Source organism: Virgibacillus subterraneus (genome assembly GCF_900110695.1).
In the GTDB taxonomy this organism is placed as follows: Bacteria; Bacillota; Bacilli; order Bacillales; family Amphibacillaceae; genus Lentibacillus; species Lentibacillus subterraneus.
Genome location: NZ_FOEH01000005.1, coordinates 209767 through 230239, shown reverse-complemented (window position 1 = coordinate 230239; position 20473 = coordinate 209767). Strand labels below are relative to the sequence as shown.

General features: G+C 38.3%; 22 protein-coding genes and 1 other annotated feature. Of the genes, 8 read left to right on the top strand and 14 right to left on the bottom strand.

All coding sequences use genetic code 11. The features are described from left to right. The first annotated feature begins 258 nt into the window (after nt 1-258). Complete coding sequence (gene trhO / locus BMY13_RS15080; protein WP_092505588.1) at nt 259-1230, top strand: oxygen-dependent tRNA uridine(34) hydroxylase TrhO; 972 nt, start codon at nt 259-261, stop codon at nt 1228-1230. A gap of 81 nt (nt 1231-1311) precedes the next feature. Here trhO and BMY13_RS15075 read toward each other — a convergent pair whose 3' ends face one another. Beyond that, on the bottom strand, nt 1312-3261 hold the full coding sequence (locus BMY13_RS15075; RefSeq protein WP_092494176.1) for a TRAP transporter permease: 1950 nt from the start codon (nt 3259-3261) through the stop codon (nt 1312-1314). A 73-nt stretch (nt 3262-3334) separates the two neighbouring features. Further along, entirely contained in the window at nt 3335-4333 is a 999-nt protein-coding gene (locus BMY13_RS15070) for a TAXI family TRAP transporter solute-binding subunit (protein ID WP_092494175.1), read from the bottom strand. A gap of 337 nt (nt 4334-4670) precedes the next feature. Here BMY13_RS15070 and BMY13_RS15065 point away from each other — a divergent pair, with 337 nt between their 5' ends. Next, nucleotides 4671-5150, top strand: a complete 480-nt coding sequence (locus BMY13_RS15065) for a glutathione peroxidase (protein WP_092494250.1) — start codon at nt 4671-4673, stop codon at nt 5148-5150. Between the two features lie 40 nt (nt 5151-5190). Here BMY13_RS15065 and BMY13_RS15060 read toward each other — a convergent pair whose 3' ends face one another. The 9 genes from BMY13_RS15060 to BMY13_RS15015 all read right to left on the bottom strand — a co-directional run bounded on the left by BMY13_RS15060 (nt 5191) and on the right by BMY13_RS15015 (nt 13216). After that, nucleotides 5191-5910, bottom strand: a complete 720-nt coding sequence (locus BMY13_RS15060) for an amino acid ABC transporter ATP-binding protein (protein WP_092505586.1) — start codon at nt 5908-5910, stop codon at nt 5191-5193. Continuing rightward, the gene (locus BMY13_RS15055; RefSeq protein WP_092494173.1) at nt 5903-6562 is read right to left on the bottom strand and encodes an amino acid ABC transporter permease; all 660 of its coding nucleotides are present in this window, start codon (nt 6560-6562) and stop codon (nt 5903-5905) included. The genes BMY13_RS15060 and BMY13_RS15055 overlap by 8 nt, the downstream gene beginning before the upstream one ends. Nucleotides 6563-6593: 31 nt before the next feature. Next, nucleotides 6594-7370 (bottom strand): transporter substrate-binding domain-containing protein, encoded by a 777-nt coding sequence (locus BMY13_RS15050; RefSeq protein ID WP_092505584.1) that lies wholly within the window; start codon nt 7368-7370, stop codon nt 6594-6596. Between the two features lie 52 nt (nt 7371-7422). Next, complete coding sequence (locus BMY13_RS15045; protein WP_092505582.1) at nt 7423-8583, bottom strand: M20 family metallopeptidase; 1161 nt, start codon at nt 8581-8583, stop codon at nt 7423-7425. A gap of 181 nt (nt 8584-8764) precedes the next feature. Further along, on the bottom strand, nt 8765-10207 hold the full coding sequence (proS, locus tag BMY13_RS15040; RefSeq protein ID WP_092505580.1) for a proline--tRNA ligase: 1443 nt from the start codon (nt 10205-10207) through the stop codon (nt 8765-8767). A 147-nt stretch (nt 10208-10354) separates the two neighbouring features. Further along, nucleotides 10355-10575, bottom strand: a binding site (T-box leader). 105 nt (nt 10576-10680) lie between these two features. After that, a complete protein-coding gene (locus BMY13_RS15030) occupies nt 10681-11232 on the bottom strand; it encodes a cysteine hydrolase family protein (protein WP_092505576.1) in 552 nt (183 codons plus the stop codon). Nucleotides 11233-11254: 22 nt separating this feature from the next. After that, nucleotides 11255-12079 (bottom strand): bifunctional hydroxymethylpyrimidine kinase/phosphomethylpyrimidine kinase, encoded by an 825-nt coding sequence (gene thiD / locus BMY13_RS15025; protein ID WP_092505574.1) that lies wholly within the window; start codon nt 12077-12079, stop codon nt 11255-11257. A gap of 20 nt (nt 12080-12099) precedes the next feature. Beyond that, nucleotides 12100-12585, bottom strand: coding sequence for a DUF456 domain-containing protein (locus tag BMY13_RS15020; RefSeq protein ID WP_092505572.1), 486 nt, complete (start codon nt 12583-12585; stop codon nt 12100-12102). Nucleotides 12586-12598: 13 nt separating this feature from the next. Continuing rightward, complete coding sequence (locus BMY13_RS15015) at nt 12599-13216, bottom strand: glycerol-3-phosphate acyltransferase (RefSeq protein ID WP_092505569.1); 618 nt, start codon at nt 13214-13216, stop codon at nt 12599-12601. A gap of 141 nt (nt 13217-13357) precedes the next feature. Between BMY13_RS15015 and BMY13_RS15010 the strand changes: the two genes are divergently transcribed. Beyond that, nucleotides 13358-13927, top strand: coding sequence for a M15 family metallopeptidase (locus tag BMY13_RS15010; RefSeq protein WP_092505567.1), 570 nt, complete (start codon nt 13358-13360; stop codon nt 13925-13927). A 92-nt stretch (nt 13928-14019) separates the two neighbouring features. Then, nucleotides 14020-14985 carry a ring-cleaving dioxygenase gene (locus BMY13_RS15005; protein ID WP_092505565.1) on the top strand — a complete coding sequence of 322 codons (966 nt, stop codon included), beginning with the start codon at nt 14020-14022 and terminating at the stop codon, nt 14983-14985. 95 nt (nt 14986-15080) lie between these two features. On the opposite strand, the gene ytzI is transcribed toward BMY13_RS15005, so the two are convergent. The 3 genes from ytzI to BMY13_RS14990 are packed head-to-tail and all read right to left on the bottom strand — an operon-like array spanning nt 15081 to nt 16602. After that, entirely contained in the window at nt 15081-15236 is a 156-nt protein-coding gene (ytzI, locus tag BMY13_RS15000; RefSeq protein WP_092494162.1) for a YtzI protein, read from the bottom strand. Between the two features lie 12 nt (nt 15237-15248). Further along, nucleotides 15249-15683 (bottom strand): GNAT family N-acetyltransferase, encoded by a 435-nt coding sequence (locus tag BMY13_RS14995; RefSeq protein ID WP_092505563.1) that lies wholly within the window; start codon nt 15681-15683, stop codon nt 15249-15251. Between the two features lie 4 nt (nt 15684-15687). Next, the gene (locus BMY13_RS14990; RefSeq protein ID WP_092505561.1) at nt 15688-16602 is read right to left on the bottom strand and encodes a ketopantoate reductase family protein; all 915 of its coding nucleotides are present in this window, start codon (nt 16600-16602) and stop codon (nt 15688-15690) included. Nucleotides 16603-17036: 434 nt separating this feature from the next. On the opposite strand from BMY13_RS14990, the gene ehuB reads away from it, so the two are divergent. The 4 genes from ehuB to ehuA all read left to right on the top strand — a co-directional run bounded on the left by ehuB (nt 17037) and on the right by ehuA (nt 20202). Next, complete coding sequence (gene ehuB / locus BMY13_RS14985; RefSeq protein ID WP_092505559.1) at nt 17037-17945, top strand: ectoine/hydroxyectoine ABC transporter substrate-binding protein EhuB; 909 nt, start codon at nt 17037-17039, stop codon at nt 17943-17945. A gap of 137 nt (nt 17946-18082) precedes the next feature. After that, nucleotides 18083-18712: an amino acid ABC transporter permease gene (locus tag BMY13_RS14980; RefSeq protein WP_092505681.1), complete on the top strand. Its 630-nt coding sequence runs from the start codon at nt 18083-18085 to the stop codon at nt 18710-18712. After that, nucleotides 18709-19410 (top strand): ectoine/hydroxyectoine ABC transporter permease subunit EhuD, encoded by a 702-nt coding sequence (ehuD, locus tag BMY13_RS14975; protein ID WP_092505557.1) that lies wholly within the window; start codon nt 18709-18711, stop codon nt 19408-19410. The genes BMY13_RS14980 and ehuD overlap by 4 nt, the downstream gene beginning before the upstream one ends. A gap of 21 nt (nt 19411-19431) precedes the next feature. Next, the gene (ehuA, locus tag BMY13_RS14970; RefSeq protein ID WP_092505555.1) at nt 19432-20202 is read left to right on the top strand and encodes an ectoine/hydroxyectoine ABC transporter ATP-binding protein EhuA; all 771 of its coding nucleotides are present in this window, start codon (nt 19432-19434) and stop codon (nt 20200-20202) included. Nucleotides 20203-20473: the final 271 nt, after the last annotated feature.

Genomic DNA, 20473 nt, shown 5'->3' with positions numbered 1-20473 from the left:
AAATACTTTTACACCACTTTGATAAAGAGATCGTAAAGTATTACAAACTTCAATTTCCTATTGCACTTATTACTTTACCCTTTTCAGAAATAAAAAGCAAGTAATTTGATAAATTATTTTCTGCAAGATTTTTCTGCAAAAGCCATAGTTGAAAATGTCTAAATAAATTGGTAAAATATTATCTTGCAAGAATATAAAAAAATACCGACTACCAAACATTTATATCTTGCAAATATGAATGACAGGTGGTAATTAAAAATGATAAACAGTAAGGAATACCAGGTATTACTGTACTACAAGTATGTCCAAATTGAAGATCCTGAAGAGTATGCTATGGAGCATCTGCAATTCTGTAAGGACCTTGACTTAAGAGGACGTATTCTGGTTGCTGATGAAGGCATCAATGGAACAGTATCTGGAACGATAGAACAAACAGAGAAATACATGGAAGCAATGCACAACGATCCGCGTTTTGCTGATATGACATTCAAAATTGATGAACATGAAGGACATGCATTCAAAAAAATGCATGTACGCCCACGAAATGAAATAGTATCACTTCGTTTGGAGGATGACATTAATCCTAAACAAACGACAGGCAAATATTTCGAACCCGAGGAATTCTTTGAAGCTATGCAGGATGAGAACACTGTCGTCCTGGATGCACGTAACGATTACGAATATGATCTTGGGCATTTCCGTGGAGCTATCCGCCCAGACATTGAAGCATTCCGTGAATTACCTGAGTGGGTGGAAAACAATAAACACCTTATTGAAGGGAAACGTATATTGACCTATTGCACTGGCGGAATTCGTTGTGAAAAATTCTCTGGCTGGTTAGTTAAAGAAGGATTTGAAGACGTTGCGCAGCTGCATGGCGGAATCGTATCATATGGAAAAGACCCTAATGTACAAGGAGAGCTTTGGGATGGTCAATGTTACGTTTTTGACGAACGAATTTCCGTGCCTATTAATAAAAAAGACCACGTTGTAGTCGGCGTGGATTACTTTGATGGTCAGCCATGTGAACGTTATGTTAACTGTGCTAATCCTGAATGCAATAAACAAATTCTTTGCTCAGAAGAAAGTGAGCATAAATATATGCGTGGCTGTACGCACGAATGCCGTATAAGCCCTCGAAACATGTACGTAAAAGAACATGATTTATCTGAAGAAGAAGTCCAGGAACGACTCGCAGCACTTGAAAAGGATATAAAGCAAGAAGTTTAAGCACAAAAGTGTAATTAGTTTTCTTAATAATGAAAAGGTAGGCGAGATAATCTCACCTACCTTTTTTTAATGTTAAATTTACTAAGATGTTTGCTGTTTCTTTTTATCTGATTTACTTTGAAGGAATTGAATTGTTGTAATTACTCCAAATACCACTAAACCTACTAATGAAAATTTGATATCTGGATATACAAGAAGTAATCCTCCAATTATTAAAACAATTCGTTCAATCCGATTTAATGTGTTTACATAATAACCTATCAAACTTGAACTAATTGCAGCCATTCCAAGCATTGCTGTAATAACAGCTATCGATACATTTGTTACATTCGCATCTGCTTGCAATAACAGGATCGGCTGCGAAACAAACATATATGGAATAATAAATGCTGCAATCGCTAACTTAACAGCAGTTACACCAGCTTTCATTGGATTCGCTTTTGCTATACCTGCCCCTGCATATGCAGCTAAACAAACAGGCGGTGTAATATCAGCCACGATTCCAAAGTAAAATACAAACATATGAACAGCAATTACCGGTACATCAAATGCCAGTAGTGCAGGTGCTGCCATTGTTGCTGTTACTACATAGTTTGCAGTGGTCGGCAGTCCCATGCCTAGAATAATACATGCTACCATGGTAAATACCATTACAAGGAAGAATTGGCCTTGTGCAAGATCGATTATTCCACCAGCAATTTTTGGACCTAATCCTGTTGTTGTTACAGTCCCAGCAATAATACCCGCAGTAGCACAAGCTGCAATTACTGGCAAAGCTGTCCTGGCACCTTCTTCTAGCAAATTAACAATACCTTTAAACGACATTCTAGTATCTTTTCTAAAGAAACTAATGATAAATGCAACAAATATTGCAAATAAAGCCGCGAAAGTTGGTGTATATCCAGCAAGCAAGAATCCAACAATTATGACTAGTGGTGCAAATAAATCTAGCCTCTTAATAAGATTTTTCGTATTAGGTAATTGTTCCTTAGCAAGACCTAATATGCCCTGCTTTCTAGCCTCAAAGTGTGTACCCATGAATAAACCAGAGAAATAAAGTACTGCCGGAATAATAGCAATTAAAATTATTTCATTATACGGAACCCCAGTATAAGATGCCATTATAAATGCAGCAGCACCCATGATCGGTGGCATAATTTGTCCACCAGTAGAAGCCGCTGCCTCTGTCGCAGCAGCAAAGTGCGGTTTAAAACCTGCATTTTTCATCATAGGAATGGTAAATGAGCCTGATCCAACCGTATTAGCTACCGAACTACCACTTACCATACCTTGAAGTCCACTTGCTGCAACAGCAGCTTTTGCAGTTCCACCAGTGTATTTACCTGTTAAACGCAACGCAATATCATTAAAAAATTGGCCGATGTTTGTTTTTACCAAGATTACTCCAAAGAAGAGGAATAAATAAATGTATGTGGATGAAATTTGTATAGGGATACCAAAAATGGAGCTTGAACTAAAGAACATTTCAGTTGCAAGAGACGGCCAATCATAACCAGCGTGTCCGATAATTGGAATGTACTGACCAAATAAACCATAAAGCAAGGCAAGTATTGCAATTATAACTATAGGTAGTCCAACAACACGTCTAGTTGCTTCAAGCAATAAAATTATTCCAGCTGTTGCTACAATTTGATCCAGCGCTGTGAAACCAAATATAATCGCTTCATTAATCAGATGATCATAATTGTAAATAATATAGTAATTTGATAGAAGTGCAGCTATAGCTAATAGGGCATCATACCATGGAACCCCTCTACGCTTAGTCATAGATGGTTTTATTGGGTATAACAGATATACCAGACTCAAGCCTGCACCAAGATGTATTGCCCCTTGAATTAAGGAGACCTTGGAACCATAAAATGCAGTGTAAAGCTGGAAAATGGTTAAAGCAGCACCAATTATAAGGGTAATCCATCCCCAAGGTCCGAGATTAGTACGGAAAGCACTTTCTTTGTCGTATTTAGCCATCAGTTCATGCTTGTCGATTTCTTCTGTATTCTGATCAGCCATCGCTTCCCCCTCCATTTCTTCCTGTCTATGTATTGAGGAGAAAAAACCGGACTAAATTGTCCGGTTTTTTCTATTACTCCGTAATACCGACTTCTTTAAAGTACTTTTCTGCACCTGGGTGAAGTGGTAAATCACTAGCACCAGTTAGTGCGCTATCTTCTGTTATTAATTTTGCCTGTTCGATAGTCATAGCATCTGTTTCTTCAAATAATGTTTTTGTTATTTGGTAAGCAAGGTCTTCACTTACCTGTTCTGTAGAACCTAGTAGTAACGCCATAGCAGTTACTGTTTGAACTGGTTCTTCCTGCCATTCATATGTTCCTGCTTCAACTGTATATGCTTCATATTGACTGTTATCTACTACTTCTTGCAAAGCGTCTCCCTCAATATCAAGGAATTTAACTTCTTTTGTAGCGTTAGCAAGCTCGTCCGTTGTTGATGATGGAACACCTACAACTGCAAAGGATGCGTCGATTGTACCATTTTGTAATTTACTTTTGGCATCTCCAAATCCTTCTTCATAAGCTTCGTAATCGCCTTCTTCAATGCCGTATGCACTTAAGACCATCTCTGCTGCTTCACGAGTTGCTCCGCCTGGAGGCCCGATTGCAACTTTTTTACCTTTTAATTCTTCTATTGATTCGATTCCTGTTGAATCAAGTGTTACTACTTGTAACCCCTCTGGATATAAAGAAGCGATTACACCTACTTTATCAGTAGTCTTCCCTTCAAACTCTCCTGTTTGATTGTTGGCGTTAATCATTGTGGTATTTTGTGCTATACCTAGTTGAAAATCACCTGATTGTATCTTTGCGATATTTTCAACTGAAGCACCTGATTCCACTGAACTAACATCGAAGCCATCTACATCAATATTGTCCTTAAATAGATTTGCCATTTCACCGCCAAGTGGATAGTAAACACCACCAACACTGCCAGTTCCCATGGTTAGGTTGGTCATAGTTCCATCAGAGTCTCCTCCGCCTGAACCTTCACCACTGTCGCCACACGCACTTATTACCATGCTTATGGCAAGAATTAAAATTAACGAGAATAGAGTTCTTTTTCTCAAAGTAACTCCCCCTTTTAAATTATTTTTTATTTAAACCATATTAGCAAAACCAATATGTTTCAAACCAGAATAAACGACCTTCTCTACTAGAGAAGTAAATGAAAACGCTTTGCCATATTATTTTACCTTTTATTTAAGTATAGTTCAAGTTACAAAATGGTTTCGTATGTTGTCTAATAATAAATACACAAGTTTTTTGACAATTATGCATATTTATTGCTATCCTTTTATTATAATGTTGATTTATCGCAAAACCCATAATGGCAAACCCTAAACTGCACTTATGCATAAAGAAAGGAAAAATATTTACTTTCTACTAAAAAGGAGGCTGATTTGCATCAGTGTATATGATTTTTCTGCAAAGATGATGTCAGGCGAGGAAAAATCACTGGCAGATTATAAAGGAAAAGTTCTTCTAATAGTGAACACTGCAAGTGAATGCGGTTTTACCCCCCAACTCGATGGACTCCAAAAGTTATATGAAGCTAATAAGGATAAAGGTTTTGAAGTGCTCGGATTTCCATGTAACCAATTTAATAATCAGGATCCAGGTTCAAATGAAGAGATTGCCAATTTCTGCGAGCGCAATTACGGTGTAACCTTTCAAATGTTTAGTAAAGTAGACGTTAAGGGCGAAAATTGCCATCCTTTATTTGTTTATTTAACACGACAAGTAAAAGGTATGCTAACCAAACAGATAAAGTGGAACTTCACTAAGTTCCTAGTCAATAAACAAGGAGAAGTAATTGACCGATTTGCTCCCCAGACAAAGCCTGGAAGCTTTAAGAAAGATATAGAAAATGCAATTCACGCTTAAAAATATTACCCGATGAGTGGTAGTCTCATCGGGTAATGTTTTATAATATTTTATCCAGGAACCCTTTTGCCCTATCAGTTGTTGGTGAATTGAAAAAAGTAGTTGGTGGACCTTCTTCCATTAATTTTCCTTCATCTAAAAATAAAACACGATCAGCTACTTCCCGTGCAAAATTCATTTCATGTGTGACCACAACCATTGTCATCCCCGTTTGCGCTAAATCTTTCATTACATCAAGCACTTCTTTGACCATTTCAGGATCAAGTGCAGAGGTCGGCTCATCAAACAACATGACAGCAGGTTCCATCGCTAAAGCTCTAGCAATTGCTACGCGCTGTTTTTGGCCACCAGATAACCTGTTCGGATAGGCATCAAGTTTGTCACCCAGTCCTACCTTGTTAATTAACTGGGTTGCTGTTTCTTCCGCTTCATTAGTCTTCAACTTTTTTACTTTCTGTGGTGCATAAGAAACATTATCCAATACTGTCTTATGAGGAAACAAGTGAAAGTGCTGAAAAACCATACCGACCTGCTCACGGACTTCCAGTTTATTAGTAAGGTTGGTTATCTCACTATTATTAAGCCAAATTGAGCCCGATGATGGTTTTTCCAATAAGTTTAAACACCGAAGAAAGGTTGATTTTCCAGATCCGGATGGACCAATTACAGCAACTACTTCTCCCTGATTAATCGTAGTTGATATATCTTCCAGTACTGTATTACTGTCAAACGTTTTCGTCACTCCTTCAACCCTAATCACTGTATCTCAGCTTCCTTTCTACTACTTTTCCTATTTGTGTCATTAAGTACACCATTACCCAGTATATAAAACCTGCCAGTAATAATGGCTCAAAGTTACGATATATATCTGCACCAACAATCTGTGCTCGCCGCATCAGATCCAAATAACCAATTGTAGACACAATAGCAGATTCCTTCGTAAGAGTTATAAATTCATTCATTAGAGCTGGTAATATATTTTTAATTGCTTGCGGTAATATGATGTTTAACATCATCGGTTTATATGGGACACCAAGTGCTTCTGCAGCTTCAGTTTGTCCCTTGTCTACCGCCATAATACCTGCACGAATAATTTCAGATACATAGGCAGCTGAATTTAGCCCAAATGCCAATACCGCCGTCAAGAATTCTGGTATATCGTAACCAGTTAACTGCGGTACTGCAAAATAAATAATCATCAATTGCAAGATAAGTGGTGTACCACGGAAAATTGATGTATACACATCAGCAAATTTCTTTAGGAAAGGTACTTTTGTAATTTTACATAATGCTAAAAGTATACCTAAAATAAAGCCAACAATAATAGACATACTTACAAATTTTAATGTAACCCATATTCCTTCAAGTATAAAAGGAATATAAGGCACGATTTGGGAGAAGTCCAAATTCATGCCTGCCACCTCATCTTTCTAGCTGTTATTTTTACTCTGATAGCCATTTATCCTTTAATTCCTGAAGTTTTCCGTTCTTTTCAAGTTCTTTAAGCACCTTATTTACATCATCAACTAAATCACTATCTTTTGGAAAAGCAATTCCCATGCCTGGTGAGCTTGTTGTAGGGTCATCAAATCCTGAAAATCCTTGTTCCTCTATATAACCCACTGCCACTGTCTTATCCATATAGGCAACATCAACCCGATTTGATTTTAATTCCTGAATTAGGATGCTTGAATTATCCACTTTTTTAACAGCAAATCCGTATTCCTTACTAAGCTTTTCTGCACCCTCTTCCTGGATGGTTCCAAGCTGAACACCGACTGTTTTTCCTTCCAAGTCTTCTAATCCTTTAATCTCTGAATCTTTTTGACTGATAAACATCTCACCTGAATGGTTGTATTCCGTGGAAAAATCGACATTTTTTTTACGCTTCTCAGTCGTACTCATCCCTGCCATAACCATATCGACACGACTAGACTGTAAAGCACCAATCAATCCATCAAATTTCATATCTTCTATTTCCAGTTCATATCCTAGTTTGTCTGCAATCAAGTGTGCTAAATCAATGTCAAAGCCTTCAAAGTTCCCCTCTTTATCACGAGATTCAAATGGTGGAAAATCAGCTGATGTAGCCATTTTTAATACTTCCTTACCTTCTGAATTACCTGATGAAGCATCTGCGTTCCCTTCACTAGTTCCGCAAGCCGCGAGCATACTAATAATTAATAATAGAGCAATAAATTTACCGAATGAATATTTCATGATATCTCCCCTTAATTTATAATTTAATCCTTATATATTTCGTGCATAAACACTACTTACTTTGCAAAAAGTCAGTTTGAATCTCTTTTAATAATTCTTTATCTGTTAAAACATCGTAGCCAGTCTGCGCTAATGATAATGCCCCGTTCGAAATAATTTGGTGACCTGTTTTGGTAATGGTTTTGTCCGCGAATTCCTTCGTATGTGCTATTAGTTCAGGTTCATGTAAACCAATGTATGGGTGAATTGCTGGAACAACCTGACTCACATTTCCCATATCAATTGAACCGTATCCTTGTTTCGCTGGGTTCAAATTCTGAGAATCTACTAGTTGGAGATTTTTATTAAAAGCTTTGGAAAGTGCATTATTCGTAATCATTTCATCATAACTTAATTCATAATTTGAAATAGTTAGCGTCGCTCCAGTCATAAGTTCTGCACCACGTGCTATATTCTTAACTTTATCCACCACACCATTTAACGTTGATCGCTCTTTTGCACGAATATAAAACTGCGCTACAGCCTTATCAGGTACTACATTTGCCGCTTGACCGCCCTCAGATATGATGCCATGAATCCGTATATCAGAAAGAAGGTGTTCACGAAGTGCATTGATACCATTGAATAGTTGAATCACTGCATCCAATGCATTAATTCCTTTCTCCGGTGATGCCGCAGCATGTGAAGATTTCCCGGAAAAAGCAAACTGAAGAGCATCCATTGCAAGTGATTCACCACTTTCATATGATTGGTCAGCAGGATGCAAAATCATTGCTGCATCTATATTGTCGAATACACCTTCCTCACTCATCGGTACTTTAGCTCCGTTTGTTTCCTCAGCCGGAGTGCCAAATACTACTATTGACCCACCAATTTGATTTACCAGTTTACTAAGAATTACACCAGCACCGACTCCCATTGTTCCGATCATGTTGTGTCCACACCCGTGACCAACACCCGGTAACGCATCATATTCAGCCAGATATGCAATAGTTGGACCCTGTTTTTGGCTTTTAAATTCAGCTTTAAAAGCTGTCGGCCGATTCACAATGCCAGTCTCCAATTCAAATCCATTCTCTTTAAGAAAATCTGTAAGCAGCTTCATAGATTGAAATTCCTCATCACCCAATTCCGGATTAGAATAAATATGGTCACTCATATTCCATAATTGTTCTTCAACCTTATTTATTTCTTCACTAAGTAAATGCTTCATAATTATTCACCTTTTTGTATATTTATTAATTATTATGTATATTTATAACATATTTCATACGAAAAATGCAACTAAATCTTGAAAGTTTTTCGTCGGGATGAAGTTTTCATTCTCCGGTTGATAGAACAAAGGCGCATACACTAAAAAAATCGAGCGCATCTATGGCGCTCGATTTTTATCATTAATATGCTTTTGCCCAGTATACTAGTTCTTTTGCTTCTTTTCCGCAACATACACAGGAGTCAGAAACATCTTCTTGTTCAAATGGAATACAGCGTGATGTTGCTGATGTTTCATCCTTGATTTTTTCCTCACATTCCATGTCACCGCACCACATTGCCTTGATGAATCCAGAGGTTTCTTCCAATGTTTTTTTGAATTCCTCCATATTCGTTGCAGTGGTTGTTTTTTCATTACGGTGATTCAACGCTTTATCAAATAGTCCCTGCTGCACCTCATCTAGCAACACTGGCAATCGTGCTTCCACTTCATTAAGTGGAACAAATTCTTTTTCACCTGTATCACGTCGTACGAGAACAACCTGCTCTTTCTCTATATCCTTAGGTCCCATTTCAACTCGAACAGGTATACCCTTCATTTCATACTCATTAAATTTCCAGCCCGGCATTTTATCACTTGAATCAATGCCAACTCGTGCAACACCTCTTAGTTTGTCGCGAAGATCGTATGCTTTATCCAATACACCTTCTTTATGTTGTGCGATTGGAACAATCATTGCTTGTGTGGGCGCAATACGTGGTGGAACAATTAACCCACGATTATCCCCATGTACCATAATCAATCCGCCCATAACCCGAGTAGACATACCCCATGACGTCTGGTGAACTGGTTGCTGGTCACCACCTTTATCCAAGTAACGAATATCGAATGCTTCAGCGAAGCCTGTTCCTAGATAATGTGATGTACCTGACTGCAGTGCCTTGCCATCATGCATAAGAGCTTCAATTGTTAATGTATAGTCAGCTCCAGCGAATTTTTCTTTTTCTGTTTTTTTGCCTCGATACACTGGTATAGCCAGGTAATATTCAAGAATATCTGCATAAATTTCAAGCATTCTAGCTGTTTCCTCTTGTGCATCTTCACGTGTCGCATGACATGTATGCCCTTCTTGCCATAAAAATTCTAGTGAACGTAAAAATGGACGAGTCGTTTTTTCCCAGCGAACCACGTTACTCCATTGATTGTATAGCATTGGCAAGTCACGATAGGAATGTATATTTTTCGAATAATATTCACCAAAAAGAACTTCTGAAGTTGGGCGTACACAGAGACGTTCACTCAGTTCTTCATCTCCACCGTGTGTAACCCAGGCTACTTCTGGTGCGAATCCTTCTATATGATCCTTTTCTTTTTGCAGCATGCTTTCAGGAATAAATAATGGAAAATAAACATTGGAATGCCCTGTTTCCTTAAACTTTCGATCAAGTTCATCACGGATATTTTCCCAAATCGAAAACCCATACGGTTTAATTATCATTGTTCCACGGACAGTTCCATAATCAACAAGTTCTGCCTGCTTCACTACATCGGTATACCATTGCGCAAAGTCATCTTCCATTGCGGTAACTTTTTCAACGAATTGTTTGTTTTTGTTTTTACCCAACTTTAACACCCTTTTCTTTTAAATTTTTTTGTATATTAGAAAACTTGGCTTATCGCCAAGCCTTAATGGCGAGAGCCTTAGTTGCGCACTTATGCAGCAAGAAAGTAATTATAGTTTCTTAACTGCTAAAAAAATCCTCCGTCCTATAAAAGGGACCGAGGTTTGGTGGTACCACCCTTGTTCACAAGATATAAAATCTTGCACACTTGGCATGATAACGGTCATGGACCGCGCGTATTCTACAGCACAAGCCGTATGAATAGCGAACTCAAAGGCAGGTTCCAATTTGTGTCTTTGGAAATTCCCAGCTACCATTCCCTCTCTGTGAAAGACATTCAAATTGTACTAATCCTCATCAACGTTTCCTCTATTATATTTTCAAATATATAGGGATGTTAAGGCAAAGTCAAGCCTTACCATTGCAGTTAAGTTACCGCCATTAAGGCTTGGCTCCCCTTAGCTTCTCCTCAATACTATATTACTTTTGCACCTAATGTGTTTGTGAAGTGTCCTAGTGCCCATTCATGGCCGGCAACGTTAAAGCTCGCTACAGCATCTTTATGTACGACAATTTTAAATCCTTTATTATACGCATCAACAGCGGTATGCAACACACAAATATCGGTACAAACACCAACAAGGTGAAGTTCGTCAATTTCACGTTCACGTAATCTCAATTCCAAATCCGTTCCCACAAACGCACTGTACCGCGTTTTATCATAATAATAAACATTTCCAGCCAGCTTATTGGCTTCATATACAGAAGCTAATTCCCCAAAAAGCTGTCTACCTTCAGTCCCCATAATATTGTGCGGTGGAAATAATTGCGATTCCGGGTGATTCGTATCGCCTTCCTCGTGTGCATCAACTGCAAACACCACATATTCCCCTGCACTAATGAACTCTTCTGTTAACGAAACAATTTCCCCTTCAATGGCTTGCCCTGGTTCACCACAAGTTAACATGCCATCATCTGCAACAAAATCGACCGTGTAATCAATGTTAATTAATGCTCGCTTCCCCATTAATTATTCTCCTCCCATTAATTTAATTTACTTTAATTTTGTGAGCTTCACCATGTTCACGAGTTGCCGCGTGATAAGTAGGGCCAACCAATTCTGTATATGAAAATCCATATTCTATTGCATTTGTTACGAAACTTTTTGCGGAACGAACTGCCTCTAATACTGAATATCCGTTGGCAATATATGCAGTAATTGCTGCAGAGTATGTACATCCTGCCCCACTTGTGTTTACTGTATCGATTCGCGGGGCCTCAAAGGTCGCAAGTGTTTCACCGTCGTACAGCACATCAACCGCTGGACCTTCCAACCTTCCACCTTTAACCAATACATATCGTGGACCCAATTCATGCAAATCGATGGCCGCCTGTTTTAAATCTGCAACATGCTTAATCTCGCGTCCATCCAATAGGTAAGAAGCTTCCGGCATGTTTGGCGTAATAATAGTAGCATTCGGTAATAGCTTTGTCTTTAATGAATCGATTGCATCGTCTTCCAGCAGTTTCGAATCAAGCTTTCCGACCATTACCGGATCAATCACCAACGTATTTATACTTGCTCCATCGATAAGTCCAGCAACGTTATCTATTACCTCTTTTGAAAATAACATCCCGGTCTTTATTGCATCCAGGCCAACTTGCTTAACTGCTGTTGCAAATTGCGCTTCAATTGCCTCAAGTGATTGCGGATGCACATTCTTATTCGTTTCAGGGTGCCTTGCAACAATCGCTGTGACGACACTCATCCCATATACATCCAATTCCTGAAATGTCTTTAAATCAGCCTGAATTCCAGCACTTCCTCCAGCTGCAGATCCTGCGATTGTTATAACTCGTGGTGGTTTGCTCATTGTTAAAAATCCCTTCTGCATTATATTACGACGACGACTATGAACCAAACGATCATGATAACTTGAATGACTACTTTCGCTACAGCTCCTCCAAGAAATCCGATTAACGAGCCAATTGATGCATACAGTGCTTCCTGTGATGATTTTTTCTGTACCATTTCAATCAACAGAACAACTATAAATGGTACAATCAGTATGCCGAATGGAGGGATAATAAACGAGCCTACAATAACAGCTACTGCTGCACCACGTTCTCCCCACTTGCTGCCGCCGAATTTTTTTACAAAATAACTATTTGCGACAATATCCGATACAATCAATAGTACCGTTAAAATAACCATCGCTATCCAAAATGTTAAAGTTAATTCACCCGCACTTATCACAAAATGATATAGTAAAAAACCAACCCACAAGACTAATGGTGATGGAATGATTGGAAAAATAATTCCTGCAAAACTTAAGATGAATAAAGCTGCAATGACAATCCATATTATGATATCCAGCATTTAATTCCTCCGTCTATGATTCTTTTTTAAACATACTTGATAGTTTAGTTTCTTCTTTATATAATATACGCTTATAATTTTCCATATGTTTCATAATACTTATAATAGATAATAGTACAACTACCATGGTTGGTTCGATTCCAAAGAAGAAATAGGTCGTCACCAAAAATGAGAAATACATAAACAGAACACCAACAACTAAATAATCTGTAGTCAGTGTAAATAAAAGTAGGATGCCTATACCAATAACAGCCACCTTCCAGTCAATTGCCAGCAGCACCCCAACTAATGAGGCTGTTCCTTTCCCGCCACTGAACTTCATTGTAATCGGATAATTATGACCTAAAATGATAAATAAAGCATTAATATACACAAGTAAAGTCTGTGTTTCTCCAGTAATTCCTTGGTCATTTAAAATATATAATACTAATAATATCGATAATGTAGCCTTAAATACATCAATAAGTGCCACTAATGTCCCGTATTTCCATCCCAGCAATATCGTTGTGTTGGAGGCACCGGAATTCTTTACTCCTTTATTCTTGATATCCACTTTTTTATATATACTAACTACCTGTGAACCATGAACACATCCGATTAAGTAACCAATTAAGCTAACCAGCACATACATAGCAACCCTCCTATCGTCTTATTTTAAAGGGATAATTTCAACACTGCAAGATAGTTACTATTAATACTGATGACAGCTGATGTCTTACCTTAAATGTTATAATTGTCCAAAAGTATTATTTCTTTTGAGGAGACCGACAAATTGAAACACTATCGCAAAGATATAACAACATGGATACTTATTATTTTATTTTTAACGATACTTATCATTATATATAATGAACAAAAAAATAACAGATACATTGAAATTGACGAAGACACACCTCCACCCGAAGAACTGGACCCGGTTGTCGCGACAAAAACCAGCCAACTTCTTAAAAAATCTGCCCAGCAGGATATAAATGTTGTCATCACAGAGAAAGTACGATCCATTAAACGGCAGAATAAACTTTATGAACAGGGTCGATCATCTGATGAAAATGTCGTCACATATGCGAAGGGTGGCGAATCATACCATAATTATGGCCTAGCTGTTGATTTTGCATTACGGAATAATGATGGCGTAATTATTTGGGATATAAATTACGATGGAAATAAAAATGGGAAAGCAGACTGGTTCGAGGTCGCTGATATTGCTAAGCAATTAGGATTTGAATGGGGCGGTGATTGGAGCAAGTTTAAAGATTATCCACATCTGCAAATGGATTTCGGATTAAGCATTCGGCAACTTAAAAAAGGTCTTCGCCCATCACATGACCAAAGTGAGAACTGAGGCAATAAACTGGACACCTGAACAGAAAATTTATTATACTAGAAATATCTTGAATTCAAAATAAATACTGATTTACGAGGAGTGACTTTAAAATGGAATTAAAAGGTATTCACCATGTATCAGCTATTACAGCAAAGGCAAAGGAAAATTATCATTTTTACACAGAAGTTCTAGGGATGAGACTGGTTAAAAAGACTATTAACCAGGATGATCCGTCTGTCTATCATTTATTTTATGCAGATGAAGCAGGTAATCCTGGCACTGACCTTACCTTCTTTGAAATACCCAATGCGGGTACAACTTATCAGGGAAAAGGAAGCATTACGGGAACGGCACTACGCATCCCGAGCGACAGCGCATTGGAATTTTGGCAAAAGCGTCTGTCCGATTACAATGTTGATCATGACGGAATTGCCAGACAAGGGGAACGGAATGTTATTAATTTCCGAGACCCAGAAGGACAACGATTGACGCTTATCTCTGATGAAACAAACCAAGGAGTAAAAGGTGGTAGAGTATGGGACCATAGCAGCGTGCCAGCTGAAAAAGGTATTATTGGACTTGGCCCTGCAAAACTAACCGTCCAGGACCCAGCACCTACTGTTAAAGTACTGACGGAATTATTAACCTTTAAGCAAACTGGAAGCTACCCATCATCGTTTAAAGGTAATGAAGACATTATTGTATTTGAAACTGGTAAAGGCGGAACAGGTGCTGAGGTTCATTTAGAAGTGCGTAATGACCTTCCTAAGGAAAGACCTGGGCGAGGAAGTGTTCATCATGTAGCATTTCGTGTAGATAATGAAGAAGAATTAGCACAATGGAGAGATCGTTTACAGGCAGCACGCGTGCCTAACTCAGGTTTAGTGGATCGGTTTTATTTCAAATCACTTTACTTCAGAGAACCAAATGGTATTCTATTTGAATTAGCAACTGATGGACCCGGGTTTGCTACTGATGAAGATATGAATCATCTTGGAGAATCATTAGCACTGCCACCATTGTTTGAACATCGTCGTGAAGAAATCGAGGCAAACTTAAAACCATTGGATATTTGAAAACTTGGCTTATCGCCAAGCCTTATGGCGAAAGCCTTAGTTGCGCTTATGCAGTAAGAAAGTATTTATACTTTCTTACTGCCAAAAAGACCACACTAACCCCTGTGGTCTTTTTCATCCTCTGACTTACTTTTATCATCGGGCAATGGGTCAATCGAATGTTTGTAATCATAACCTTTCGATATAGCCATTAATGTTAAAGCCAGAACAGCCAACATAATGGCAATTGCTATAATTATATACACCGTCATTAAATACACCTTCTACTTTTTCATTGTTAATACATAACTTCCATTTTCAGCCTTTAACCAGCCTTTACTTTCAAAAAAATCATACACATCCAACTCAGTTGTGGAAATTTCTGTTCTCATTTTTGTAAAGGACTTTCGTTCTGCCAATCGTTCAACTTTGCTGTATAAGTGTTCATTAAGGCCTTTGTTTTTATATGCTGCATCAATTGTAAATCTATCAATGTGAATTTCCTTAGTAGATACATCCAGTTGAAATAATACAAAGGCACGGATATGCGCATCTTTTTCCACGGCATACCATCTAATAGATTCATCTACTAACATACGGTCAAAAAAAGCTTGCTCCATATAAGATACATCGTCATGTAAATGCGTATTTTCCTTATTATTAGTTAACAAGTTAATAGCTTCATAATCTTCATACTTAACCTCTCTTAGCTTATACATAAACTTATGCCCCTTCAAATGGCTTGATGATACCGTGAACAGCTTCAGTAAAAGGCAATTTCAGTCCTTTCGCTTCCGCTAACCGCAGTGCCCCACCATGCAGGTGATCCAATTCAAGGGTTTGCCCTTTGCGGCGATCCTGATGCATAGACGATGTGGCATCATATCCAAAGTTCTGTAAATTGCTTTTTGCCCCAGCGACGTCTTCATCTGTAATTTCAATATTGTAGCTATTTGCCAACTGCTGCATCTCGTTTAAAATTAACTCAGCTACCTTAAGTGTATCCTTATTATCGCGAACTGGTCCAATGGGCAGGTCTGTTGCAGTCGTAATACCAGAAAAAGCATTGATAAATAGGTACTTTTTCCATAGCTCTTGTAAAATAGAGTCACTGTAAATTGTCTCTAGTTTCGCTTTACTTGAAAGCTCCCGTAATTGCTGACAAATATCTGATTGCTTAGGATTCAATGGGCCAAAGACCAGCTTGTGAAATTCGCTTGAGTGCTCTACATGCCCATCGTCATTCAATGTAGCAACGATAAAGGAAAGACCACCAATAACCGACTCCTCACCAAGGTAATCCTGCAAAACACTTATATGTTCTATTCCGTTTAAAACGGGTAAGACGAACGCACCTTTATCTACTAGTACTTTTAAGTCTTCTAAAGTTCCTGTTAAATGATAACCTTTTACACTTACAAAGACCAAGCCTGGATTTTCAATATTATGTACATCAGTAACGACTCGGGGATCACTAACCGAATAATTACCTTGTGTACTATTAACCTTCATCCCTTGCTCATGAAGCTGCTTTGCTCTTTTTTCCCTTACCAAATAGGTTACATCTGCACCAGCTTCTTCCCATCGAGAACCAAAATAACTACCTAAAGCACCTGCACCCAATACAACAATATGCACCTTATCGCCTCCATAACAGTATTATTACTATTAATCGTATCTTGTTTTCTACCAGTTTGTAAATCCTTAAATAAAACGGTAATTTACTGAAAATATAGCAAATATTGAGTATATAAAAGTATTATTATCTATACGAAAGCATATTTTGGTATATACGAGCATCATGTAATTAACAGTATTATTTGAAGGTTTATTCCAAATTATCAAAAAATACTAGGTTTGAACCATTGGATAATACCCTATAATATTATAGTATCACTATTTTGAAAAGAAATCCCCCAAGCTTTTCATGCAATTTTAACAGTTTACCGCTGCTCTATTTCTAGTAAAAAAGTCATAAGAATAAAGAGAAATTGACTTAGCATTTTCCAAAAATGCATTTTTTACTTTATTTATTAGTTATTTTAGAATTATAAAGGGAGGTCATTTAAGAGATGAAAAAACTATTATTAGCTTCAATCTTCATTATTTCAATTATGTTGCTGGCTGCTTGCGGATCTGATGATACAAGTGGTAACGGCGGCGAAGAAAGCGCAGGCGAAACTGAAGGTGAAAGCAATTTGTTAACAAAGCTTCAAGATGAAGGCAAAGTAACAATTGGCTTTGCTAACGAAGCACCATACGGATATCAGGAAGACGGGGAATTAAAAGGGGCTGCTGTTGACATTGCTCAAGCTGTTTTCGCAGAACTTGGTGTTGACGAGATGGAAGCTCAATTGGCAGATTTCAGTCAACTTATTCCCGGCTTAAACGCTGGTAAGTTCGATGTTATTACAGCGGGTATGGCAATTAACCCTGATCGTTGTGAAAATGCTGATTTCGGTGAGCCAGAAATGCAATATGGGGAAGGACTTGTCGTTCAGAAGGGTAACCCAATGGACTTACACAGTTACGAAGATATCGCAGAAACTGGCGCAACCGTATCAATTATGGCCGGTGCAACAGAACATGAATATGTAAAGAGTGAGGGTGTAAGTGAAGACCAAATTCAAAGTGCTTCAGATATTCCTGGAACATTCTCTGCTGTAGCTTCAGGTCGCGCTGATGCAACAACTGGTACAGAAATGACAGTAAAACGCGCACTGGAATCCTCAGGAAATGATAAACTTGAATTCGTCAGTGACTTTGAACAGCCAGACATTGAAGGAATTCCAAGTTACGGTGCTGCTGCATTCCACAAAGATAGTGATGCATTACGTGAAGCGTACAATGAAGCATTAGCTAAACTAAAAGAAGATGGAACAGTTAAGGAACTTTTAGAAGCAAATGGCTTTAGTGGTGAAACTAATTCAGTTCCATCAGACATTACAACAGAAGGTGTTTGTAGCGGTGAACAGTATTAAGATTTACTCTTAAATAATTAACAAGACTCCATAGGGTCGGCTCCCTTACCTAGGGAAGTCAGACCCTATGCTTTTGCAAATATTACAGAGAAGGAGTGATTAGCATTAATGCGATAGCCGATATTTTCCCAGTTCTGATGAAGGGTGTAGAGATTACAGTTACTGTACTGCTTGCCTCAATAGTTTTGGGCTATTTTATGGCGTTTATTGCAGGGTTCTGCCGGCTCTCAAATAATATTTTACTCCGCAAATTTACAGGCTTTTATGTAGAAGTATTCCGCGGAACATCACTTATCGTACAATTGTTTTGGCTTTACTATGCATTTCCAATATTATTTGGGATAGAGGTAGGAAGTAACTTTTGGGCTGGTGTACTTGCTATTTCCCTAAACTATGGAGCATACATGTCTGAAATTGTTCGCAGTTCAATACTGGCTGTAGCAAAAGGACAATCAGAAGCATCAACAGCTCTAAACATGTCACGTTTTCAACGCATGAGACTCGTAATTTTCCCTCAAGCAGTTCGGATGATGCTTCCGGAATTTGGTAATTACCTCATTCTGATGTTGAAATCAACATCACTTGTATCATTAATTGGTATGACGGATATTTTATACTATGGAGATATTCTGCGAAGCTCCAATCTATCCCAAGCACCAACAGTATACTTTTTAGTACTATTATTCTACTTTATTCTTGCTCTTCCATTAATTTGGCTTACCAAGAAAATGGAAAGTGCTTCTAAGAAAGGGGTGGCAAGTCAATGAATAATTGGAGTTGGAGTACATTCCTTGATGCCTTCCCTATAGTATTAGAAGGTCTGGGCATAACATTAGGATTAACTATTGCGTGTTATTTATTTGCATTGATCTTCGGATTTATATGGACATTAATAAGACGTATGCCAATAAAAGTAATAAGACTGCCACTGTTGTGGGTAATGGAATTTATACGTTCCACACCACCACTAGTACAGTTATTCTTCATCTTCTATGCATGGCCAATGGTTCCTGTTGTCGGCATGGCGTTAGATCCCTTCGTTTCTGCAGTCATAGGACTCGGAATTCACTATAGTACATACATTGGTGAAGTATATCGTTCAGGAATTGATGCAGTAGATAATGGCCAATGGGAAGCTGCCCGAGCGTTAAATTATGGAACAAGTAAAAAGTGGACTAAAATAATTTTGCCACAAGCACTGCCCCCAACCATTCCGATGCTAGGAAACTATTTAATTATCATGTTTAAGGAAGTTCCTTTAGCTTCAACAATTGGGGTTTTGGGTATTTTGGCAATGGCAAATGATTATGGCGCACAACATTGGAGATACTTAGAGCCGCTTACAATCGTGGCAATATTATTCCTCGTGTTAAGCTATCCTTCAGCAATCTTAATTAATAAGCTTGAGCGCAAACTGAACAAACGGTTTGATAAAAAAGAACCAACAGGAAGTAAAGCAGTTTAAGAGAAAAGGAGCAGTGATAATATGTCTGAACCTATTGTAAGTTATAAAGATGTGCATAAGTCATTTGGCGATGTACAAGTATTAAAAGGCATTGACCTGGATATTCAACCAGCTGAGAAGGTTGCAGTGATTGGCCCAAGTGGTTCCGGTAAAACAACAATTATACGTATGCTAATGACTTTAGAACAGCCAACATCAGGCAGTATTATTGTCGATGGTAAAAATTTATGGCATATGGAGAAGGATGGTGACCTTGTCCCAGCCAATGAGAAACACTTAAGACAAGTCCGCGGGGATATAGGCATGGTATTCCAGCACTTCAACCTTTTCCCACACATGACAATTTTAGAAAATTGCATGACAGCACCAATTCATGTACAAAAAAAGGATAAAGAATCTGCCAAGAAAGACTCGATTGAAATGCTGGAAAAAGTTGGTCTAGGGGATAAGTTGGATGACTATCCTGCTATGCTGTCGGGCGGACAAAAGCAGCGTGTTGCAATGGCTCGTGCACTCGTTATGCATCCAAAAATAATGCTTTTTGACGAAGTGACATCAGCTTTGGATCCTGAGCTGGTCGGTGAAGTATTAGAAGTTATCCGTGACATAGCTAATGAAGGTGAAATGGCAATGGTATTAGTTACGCACGAGATGGAATTTGCTCGTGACATTGCTGATCGTATTCTATTTCTTGATAATGGCGTAATTGCTGAAGAAGGTCCACCGATGGATGTCTTGGAAAACTCAACTAACGAGCGACTGCAAAGTTTCTTACACAGATTCAGAACGTGAATAAATATAAAGCTGACTCATATAATTGAGTCAGCTTTTTTATAATCGCTAATTTCTAAAAATTATTATTACTGGTATCTATTACAACATTGACTAAAGGGAACAAATACGTAGTATTTAGTATGGTTCTCTGGCCACGCAGTTGGAATATGCGAGACCCCTGTGGGACAGCGAGCCTAAGAGACCCCACAGGGAGCGTTCTTTGCTTCCGAGGAAGCTGAAGCGTTGCCCGCGTAAAGCGGCATGTATTTCCAAAGTGGTGTCATAGCAC

What these genes read in the sequence shown, in the direction of transcription:
- ehuA (WP_092505555.1), top strand. Translation starts at nt 19,432, where the DNA reads ATGTCTGAACCTATTGTAAGTTATAAAGATGTGCATAAGTCATTTGGC.
- BMY13_RS15075 (WP_092494176.1), bottom strand. Translation starts at nt 3,261, where the DNA reads ATGGCTGATCAGAATACAGAAGAAATCGACAAGCATGAACTGATGGCT.
- BMY13_RS15005 (WP_092505565.1), top strand. Translation starts at nt 14,020, where the DNA reads ATGGAATTAAAAGGTATTCACCATGTATCAGCTATTACAGCAAAGGCA.
- BMY13_RS15020 (WP_092505572.1), bottom strand. Translation starts at nt 12,585, where the DNA reads ATGCTGGATATCATAATATGGATTGTCATTGCAGCTTTATTCATCTTA.
- BMY13_RS15050 (WP_092505584.1), bottom strand. Translation starts at nt 7,370, where the DNA reads ATGAAATATTCATTCGGTAAATTTATTGCTCTATTATTAATTATTAGT.
- BMY13_RS15015 (WP_092505569.1), bottom strand. Translation starts at nt 13,216, where the DNA reads ATGTATGTGCTGGTTAGCTTAATTGGTTACTTAATCGGATGTGTTCAT.
- BMY13_RS15030 (WP_092505576.1), bottom strand. Translation starts at nt 11,232, where the DNA reads ATGGGGAAGCGAGCATTAATTAACATTGATTACACGGTCGATTTTGTT.
- ehuB (WP_092505559.1), top strand. Translation starts at nt 17,037, where the DNA reads ATGAAAAAACTATTATTAGCTTCAATCTTCATTATTTCAATTATGTTG.
- BMY13_RS15045 (WP_092505582.1), bottom strand. Translation starts at nt 8,583, where the DNA reads ATGAAGCATTTACTTAGTGAAGAAATAAATAAGGTTGAAGAACAATTA.
- ytzI (WP_092494162.1), bottom strand. Translation starts at nt 15,236, where the DNA reads ATGACGGTGTATATAATTATAGCAATTGCCATTATGTTGGCTGTTCTG.
- thiD (WP_092505574.1), bottom strand. Translation starts at nt 12,079, where the DNA reads ATGAGCAAACCACCACGAGTTATAACAATCGCAGGATCTGCAGCTGGA.
- trhO (WP_092505588.1), top strand. Translation starts at nt 259, where the DNA reads ATGATAAACAGTAAGGAATACCAGGTATTACTGTACTACAAGTATGTC.
- ehuD (WP_092505557.1), top strand. Translation starts at nt 18,709, where the DNA reads ATGAATAATTGGAGTTGGAGTACATTCCTTGATGCCTTCCCTATAGTA.
- BMY13_RS15055 (WP_092494173.1), bottom strand. Translation starts at nt 6,562, where the DNA reads ATGAATTTGGACTTCTCCCAAATCGTGCCTTATATTCCTTTTATACTT.
- BMY13_RS14980 (WP_092505681.1), top strand. Translation starts at nt 18,083, where the DNA reads ATGAAGGGTGTAGAGATTACAGTTACTGTACTGCTTGCCTCAATAGTT.
- BMY13_RS14995 (WP_092505563.1), bottom strand. Translation starts at nt 15,683, where the DNA reads ATGTATAAGCTAAGAGAGGTTAAGTATGAAGATTATGAAGCTATTAAC.